The organism is Nodosilinea sp. LEGE 07298 (assembly GCF_015207265.1).
Lineage (GTDB): Bacteria > Cyanobacteriota > Cyanobacteriia > Phormidesmidales > Phormidesmidaceae > Nodosilinea.
This window is the reverse complement of the sequence record NZ_JADEXE010000352.1, coordinates 1-6228: the sequence shown is the minus strand read 5'-3', so window position 1 is coordinate 6228 and position 6228 is coordinate 1. Positions and strand designations below refer to the sequence as shown.

Here is a 6228-nt window from a genome sequence, read left to right as displayed (position 1 = left end):
CACCTGGGTAACCAGGTTCTCGGCCAGCAGCGGCACCAGGCGGCTGTCGCCGTTGCTAAAAATTTCGGCGCAGTAGCGCACGTAGTGGGTGCGGGTGTCGGCGTTGGCAATGTCGCTGAGCAACTTGACTACCGCCTGGCTGGTCTGCTGAAACTGGTCGGCCTGGCGCAGGTCTTTGCCGCTAATCAGGTTATGAATTTGCCAATCGATCCAGAGGGGGGCAGCCTCGATCAGAGCTTGGTAGTCGGCGGCACTGTGCTGCTGTAAAAACTCATCGGGGTCTTTGCCGTCGGGGATATTCAGCACCCGCAGCTGTACGTCGCCCCGGTAGGCCATCTCTTCGACTTCGCCGATCGCCCGCTGGGCCGCCTTTACCCCAGCGGCGTCGGCATCAAAGTTAAGCAAAATTTGCTTCGACTCGGTGTAGCGCAGCAGCTGGCGCACCTGGGCCGCATTCAGGGCTGTACCCAGAGCGGCGACAGAGTTCTCTAGCCCGGCGGCATGGAGGGCGATGACGTCGAAGTAGCCTTCGACCACGATCGCGCGGTCGTCTTTAGCGATCGCCGCCCGAGCTAAATCTAGCCCGTAGAGAGTTTTGCCTTTGTCAAACAGCTCGGTATCGGGCGAGTTGAGGTACTTAGGCTTTTCGTCACCCAGAGCGCGGCCGCCAAAGCCAATCACCCGGCTCTGGCCATCGCGAATGGGGATCATGAGGCGATCGCGAAACCGATCATAAAACCCATCCCCCTTTTGCCGAGGCACAATCAGCCCCGCCTGCTCGACTAGGTTCACCGGGTAGTGCTTTTGCTCGACTAGGTAACCGTAGAGGGTTTGCCACCCCCCCGGCGCAAACCCCAGCTGAAACTGCTGAATGGTGGCGTCGCTCAGCCCCCGCCCATACAGGTAGGCTAAGGCGGGGGCTCCGTCAATCTGCTGCAGGGCGTGCTCGTAGAATTTTGCCGTCAGCGCCAAAATCTCGTAGAGCTGCTCCCGCAGGGTGAGCTGTCGCTGTAGCTCCTGGCGTTTGGCGGGCTCCAGCGTCGTCACCGGCACCTGGTAGCGCTGGGCCAGATCGAGCACCACATCGGCAAACGATCGCTTGTTTAGCTCCATCAAAAACTTAAAGGCGTTGCCCCCCGCCCCGCAGGAAAAGCAGTAGTAAAACTGTTTGCTGGGGCTGACGCTAAAGCTGGGCGACTTGTCTTCGTGGAAGGGGCACAGGCCGACAAAATCTTTGCCCTGCTTTTTCAGCACCACCTGCTGGGAAACCACATCGACAATATCGACGCGATCGCGCACTGCTTCGATAGTGTCGGGGTGGAGACGGGGGGTATCCATTGGGCTTTGGGGTCGGGACGCTAGGGCTGAGCTGTTATCGAGGAGCGACCACTAGATGTTGGGGTTGGGTTGTATTGTAGCCGATCCAGGCAAGGTGAATGATGGGGGGATCTGAGCGGTTGGTCGACCTCTGAGCAAAACCGAAGCGATGGTTGAAAACAAAAATCCTCCGAGGTAGGTGCTTTAGAGCCTGCTTCAGAGGATTGTAGCTGGATAAATTGGCGGCGAAACGCGGTAGCGGGAAACTACTCGGCAATCACGCGCAGGTTCACCATAGCGGTGACTTCGGGGTGCAGCTTCACTTCGGCCTGGTACTCGCCCAGCTTGTTGATATCGGGCACCGAAATATCGCGGCGATCAACGTCTTTGCTGGCCAGTGACTTGATCACATCAGCCACATCGCCGGAGGTAACGGTACCAAAAATGGCCTCGTTCTCACCGACGGGCTTTTGAATGGTGAACATACCGATGGTGTCTAGGGCTGTCTTGGTGGCTTCGGCCTCTTGCTTAATCTCTAGCAGCCGCTGCTTTTGCGCCTCGCGCCGACGCTCAACCTGCTTCAGCACACCGGGGGTGGTGCGCACGGCCTTCCCGTTGGGGATAAGATAATTACGTGCATAGCCAGGGGCCACCTCTACCAGGTCGCCGTTATAGCCCAGCTTGCGAATATCTTCTGTGAGAACTACGTTTACCCGTTTTGCCATGATTTTTCTCGTATAGCCCAGTTGACTATACTACCTAACGCTATTGTGTCTTGGCAACCCTTGCCGCTTTCTACAATGTATTTGGCCCATAACTAGCCTGGCCCATGATTAGACTTATGTTCGCCCTGGTGCCCGCCCTGTGGGTGATTGCGATCGCAATCATCGCCGTGCAAAATGCCACCCCCGTCTCCTTTCGCCTGCTCAATCTGCAATCGATTGAGATTCCCTTTGGGTTACTGCTGGCCTTTTGTGCCGCAGCGGGAATGCTGCTAGCGGCCCTGGTGCTGCTGGTGCTGGGGGGCAATCCACTGCGGGCTAGCCGCCAAAAACAAAGGCCCGGGCCGTAGCCCAGACCTGTTGCTTTAAGCCTTATCGAAGAGCGCTGTTGAAGCGATCGCCAGGCTAGTTGGCTGGGGCCGTAGTTACGTTTTCTCCAGCCCGAGCTTCCTGAATTTCGGTGCCCAATGCCCGCAGGGCCTCGGCAAATTGAGGGTCAGCATCGGTACCAATAGACTCGCGATTGGTAGCCAGTTGTTCCTGCTGCTCCTCGGTTAGCTCTACCGAAACATCGGGATTGATACCGTTCTTATTGATGTCGGTGCCGTTGGGGGTAAGGTACTTGGCTACCGTAATCGCCACCCCAGAGCCATCGCCCAGGCTACGCACCGACTGCACCAGACCTTTACCAAAGGTGCGAGTGCCGACCAGCAGCGCCCGTTCGTTATCTCTGAGCGCACCCGACAAAATTTCGCTAGCGCTGGCCGAACCACCATCGACCAGCACCACCAGGGGCTTATCGGTCAGGGCGCGGCTGTTAGCGGTTTCTTCATCAACCACGCCCTGGCGGTTCACGGTCGAGACAATAGTGCCGCCGTCAAGCCACATGCGGGCAATGTCAATGCTGGAATACAGCAGCCCACCGGGGTTAGATCGCAGGTCAAGAATGTATCCCGTTACCCCCTGACCTTCGAGATCCTCAATGGCTTCACTCATTTCTTCGGCGGCGTTGGCGCTGAACTGGGTCAGGCGAATGTAGCCCACCTGCCCCTCAGGCCCAGTCTGAACGTTGTAGCGCACTGGGTGAATTTCGATGCGGGCGCGGGTGATAGGCACCTCTAGCTCTTGCTCACCCCGGCGAATGGTGAGGGTTACCGACGACCCCACAGGGCCGCGAATCAGGCTGACGGCGTCGTTGAGCTCCATCCCTTCAGTCGGTTCGCCATCAATGGCTAAAATCACGTCCTGGGAGCGAATACCGGCATCAAAGGCGGGGGTATCTTCAATGGGAGCTACCACCAAAATGTCTTTGGTTTCTTCGTCCTGGGAAATTTGAATACCAACCCCGGTAAGCTCACCGGAGGTGTCAATTTGCATGCTACGAAACTCTTCTGGATCCATGAAGCGGGTGTAAGGATCTTCGAGCTGCTCCAGCATTTCGCGGATAGCCCCGTAGGCCTCTTCCTGGCTCGTATAATTTCGCCCCAGGTAATCGGTACGCACCGCATCCCAATCGACCTGATTAAAGGTGGAGTCGACAAAGTTGCGGTCAATGAGCTGCCAAACTTGATCAATCAGTTCCTTGGGGCTCTCTTCAAAGAAAGCTTTGCTCTGGGACAGGTGAATCCCGGCACCAGTTACGATTACCGCAGCCACAGAGATGGCGGTTGCGCCCAGGATTAGTCCGCGCTTTGCAAGTGTCATGTGATATAGGTTCTAGCAGCAAATTACGCTCAATCTAACACACCAAACTGAGAAGCAAAGGGAAGATTTGATGAGGTGTTTTGTCTCTGTTAATAACAGTAACAATCGTCACCCCGCGCCTTTATCCTGAGGGAAAGTGCGCTTTCAAAAGATCCGCTTCCAGTTGAAAAGATTGGCCTTCTCTGGGCTACTCTAGCTTACCCTCGCACCAGATCAAGCCAGACTGTGCCAGATCAGACAGAGTGCCAAGCTATAATCGCCTTACTTTGTCGAGCGGCTCGGCAATCTAACCTCTGCGAACCGTTGCACCAATCGCTTTAGGACGCTGAGACACTCCATGGGCACAAGCACAACCGACAAAGGCAACCATATTCTATTGATTGGCACCAACGAGGGCCAAACTCGCCAGATGGAGTTTGACCTGCAAGAGGCCGGGTACCATTTGGTGGTGGCTAGCAGCGCTAAAGCCGGACTCGCCCTGGCGATCGAGACCCCTCCGGCACTGGTTGTCGTCGATCGCCTTCTAGGGGGAGAGTCGGGGCTGGTGCTGTGCCAAACCCTGCGCAGCCAGGGAATTAAAGCGCCGATTGTGCTGCTGATGGCTAAAGATAGTCTAGAAGACCGAATCGCCTGCCTGGAGTGCGGTGCCGACGACTATTTTCTCAAGCCCTACCGGGCCGATGCATTTTTAAGAATGGTGCAGCTCTACCTGCAGTCTACGCCTGGTGAAACCGAGCACCTGCGCTTTGGTGACCTGACGCTCGATTTAGAAAACCGCCATGCCCTGCGGGGCGATCGCCTGATCGAGCTGACCATGAAAGAATTTGAGCTGCTCAAGTACCTAATGGAGCACCCCCGCGAGGTGCTGCCCCGCGAGCAAATTCTCGAAAACGTGTGGGGCTACGACTTTGTCGGTGAGTCGAACGTAATTGAAGTATACGTCCGCTATCTGCGCCTCAAAATCGATGGCGAAGACGACAAGCGGCTGATTCAAACCGTGCGCGGCGTGGGCTACGTTCTGCGCGAGAGTTAGTGGGTGGATAGGTGATGGTCCCTGAGCGAAGTCGAAGGGGGTGGCTAGGATGAAGATTTAGGGCGTAGGGGCTGTTGCGAAACGTCAACGGAGGTTACAGACTCCTGTTTGTTTCGCAAAAGAGAGTTAAAATCAGCAGAGACGTTTGCACCTGGTGGAAGGTACGCTGAGCGCTGCGATTGCCCCCGACTTCTCCGTGCTACCCCAGCTGCACTCCCTAATTTCAGGCGATCCCCAGGGCACATTTGCTGTCTTACTTGAACCAAATCAATCTGCCGAATCGCCCTCAGGGCTTTGATCCCCGGCTTTAAGTTTTTTGCAAAATCCGACCTCTGGTGGCGGCACAGCTGAGTTTATGCTGGCTGCCTGGTTCGATGTTCAATTCCTCACTTATTTTCATTTTCCTATGGCTGATTCACTCCAGCATTCGGCGTTGCAGGCTGCTCCTGCGGCCCAGGCTTCCTATGACGGCCCCCACGATGGGCTGATCCCCGCCGTTAGCACGGGGGTGTTTGTCTGCGTTCACGGCCACTTTTACCAGCCGCCGCGCGAAAACCCGTACCTGGATGCGATCGAGAAGCAGCCTAGTGCCGCCCCCTACCATAACTGGAACGAGCGCATTCACTACGAGTGCTATCGGCCCAACGCCTTTGCCCGCATTCTCAACGATCGCGGCGAAGTGGTGCGCATTGTCAACACCTTTGAGTACATCAGCTTCAACATTGGCCCCACCCTGCTGAGCTGGATGGAGCGCTACGACGTAGAAACCTACCAGCGCATTCTCGATGCCGATCGCAACAGCTGTGAGCGGCTCAGCGGCCACGGCAACGCGATCGCCCAGGTCTACAACCACATCATTTTGCCCCTGGCCAACCAGCGAGACAAAGTGACCCAAGTGCGCTGGGGCATTGAGGACTTTCGCCGTCGCTTTGGCCGTCAGCCCGAGGGTATTTGGCTGGCCGAAACCGCGATCGACTACCCCACGCTGGATGTGCTCCACGCCGAGGGGATCAAGTTCACGATTTTGGCACCGTCACAGGTGCAGCGCTGCCGCCCTTTGGTCAGCTACAACGGCGAGCGCGACAGTTGGCAGGAAGTCGGTGGGGGCCAGATCGATCCCAGCCGTCCCTACCGCTGCTTTCTCAAAAATGCTGACGGTACGCCTGATCCCAGCCGCCACATCGACATCTTCTTTTACGACGGCCCGATCTCGCGCGACATGGGCTTTAACGATGTGCTGAGTTCGTCACAGCACTTTGTCGGGCGGGTCGGTCAGGCCATCCACGGGGATCACCGCCCCTTCCAGCTAATTTCAGTCGCTACCGACGGCGAAACCTTTGGCCACCACCGCAGCGGGGCCGAAAAAGCGCTGGCCTATGCCGTCACCGACGAATTTCCCCGCCAGGGCTGGACGGTGACCAACTACGCCCACTATCTAGCTACCCACCCACC

At 56.9% G+C, this 6228-nt stretch carries 5 protein-coding genes and 1 pseudogene; 3 read left to right on the top strand and 3 right to left on the bottom strand.

Going from position 1 to position 6228, the window contains the following annotated elements; all coding sequences use genetic code 11:
- Both dnaG and rplI read right to left on the bottom strand, forming a co-directional pair.
- Positions 1-1338: DNA primase (gene dnaG, locus IQ273_RS29035; protein ID WP_194026592.1), on the bottom strand; the 1338-nt coding region annotated here is incomplete at its 3' end.
- A gap of 245 nt (positions 1339-1583) precedes the next feature.
- On the bottom strand, positions 1584-2042 hold the full coding sequence (rplI, locus tag IQ273_RS29030; protein WP_194026591.1) for a 50S ribosomal protein L9: 459 nt from the start codon (positions 2040-2042) through the stop codon (positions 1584-1586).
- A gap of 104 nt (positions 2043-2146) precedes the next feature.
- Here rplI and IQ273_RS29025 point away from each other — a divergent pair, with 104 nt between their 5' ends.
- Entirely contained in the window at positions 2147-2389 is a 243-nt protein-coding gene (locus tag IQ273_RS29025) for a lipopolysaccharide assembly protein LapA domain-containing protein (protein ID WP_194026590.1), read from the top strand.
- Positions 2390-2444: 55 nt separating this feature from the next.
- On the opposite strand, the gene ctpC is transcribed toward IQ273_RS29025, so the two are convergent.
- Positions 2445-3743: a carboxyl-terminal processing protease CtpC gene (gene ctpC, locus IQ273_RS29020; RefSeq protein ID WP_194026589.1), complete on the bottom strand. Its 1299-nt coding sequence runs from the start codon at positions 3741-3743 to the stop codon at positions 2445-2447.
- Between the two features lie 337 nt (positions 3744-4080).
- Here ctpC and nblR point away from each other — a divergent pair, with 337 nt between their 5' ends.
- Both nblR and IQ273_RS29010 read left to right on the top strand, forming a co-directional pair.
- Positions 4081-4776: a response regulator transcription factor NblR gene (gene nblR / locus IQ273_RS29015; protein WP_194026588.1), complete on the top strand. Its 696-nt coding sequence runs from the start codon at positions 4081-4083 to the stop codon at positions 4774-4776.
- A gap of 406 nt (positions 4777-5182) precedes the next feature.
- Positions 5183-6228: pseudogene (locus IQ273_RS29010) on the top strand (glycoside hydrolase); the annotation flags it as partial.

Excerpts from the sequence above, each read along its gene's own strand:
- rplI (WP_194026591.1), bottom strand. The coding sequence starts at position 2,042 with ATGGCAAAACGGGTAAACGTAGTTCTCACAGAAGATATTCGCAAGCTG.
- IQ273_RS29025 (WP_194026590.1), top strand. The coding sequence starts at position 2,147 with ATGATTAGACTTATGTTCGCCCTGGTGCCCGCCCTGTGGGTGATTGCG.
- ctpC (WP_194026589.1), bottom strand. The coding sequence starts at position 3,743 with ATGACACTTGCAAAGCGCGGACTAATCCTGGGCGCAACCGCCATCTCT.
- nblR (WP_194026588.1), top strand. The coding sequence starts at position 4,081 with ATGGGCACAAGCACAACCGACAAAGGCAACCATATTCTATTGATTGGC.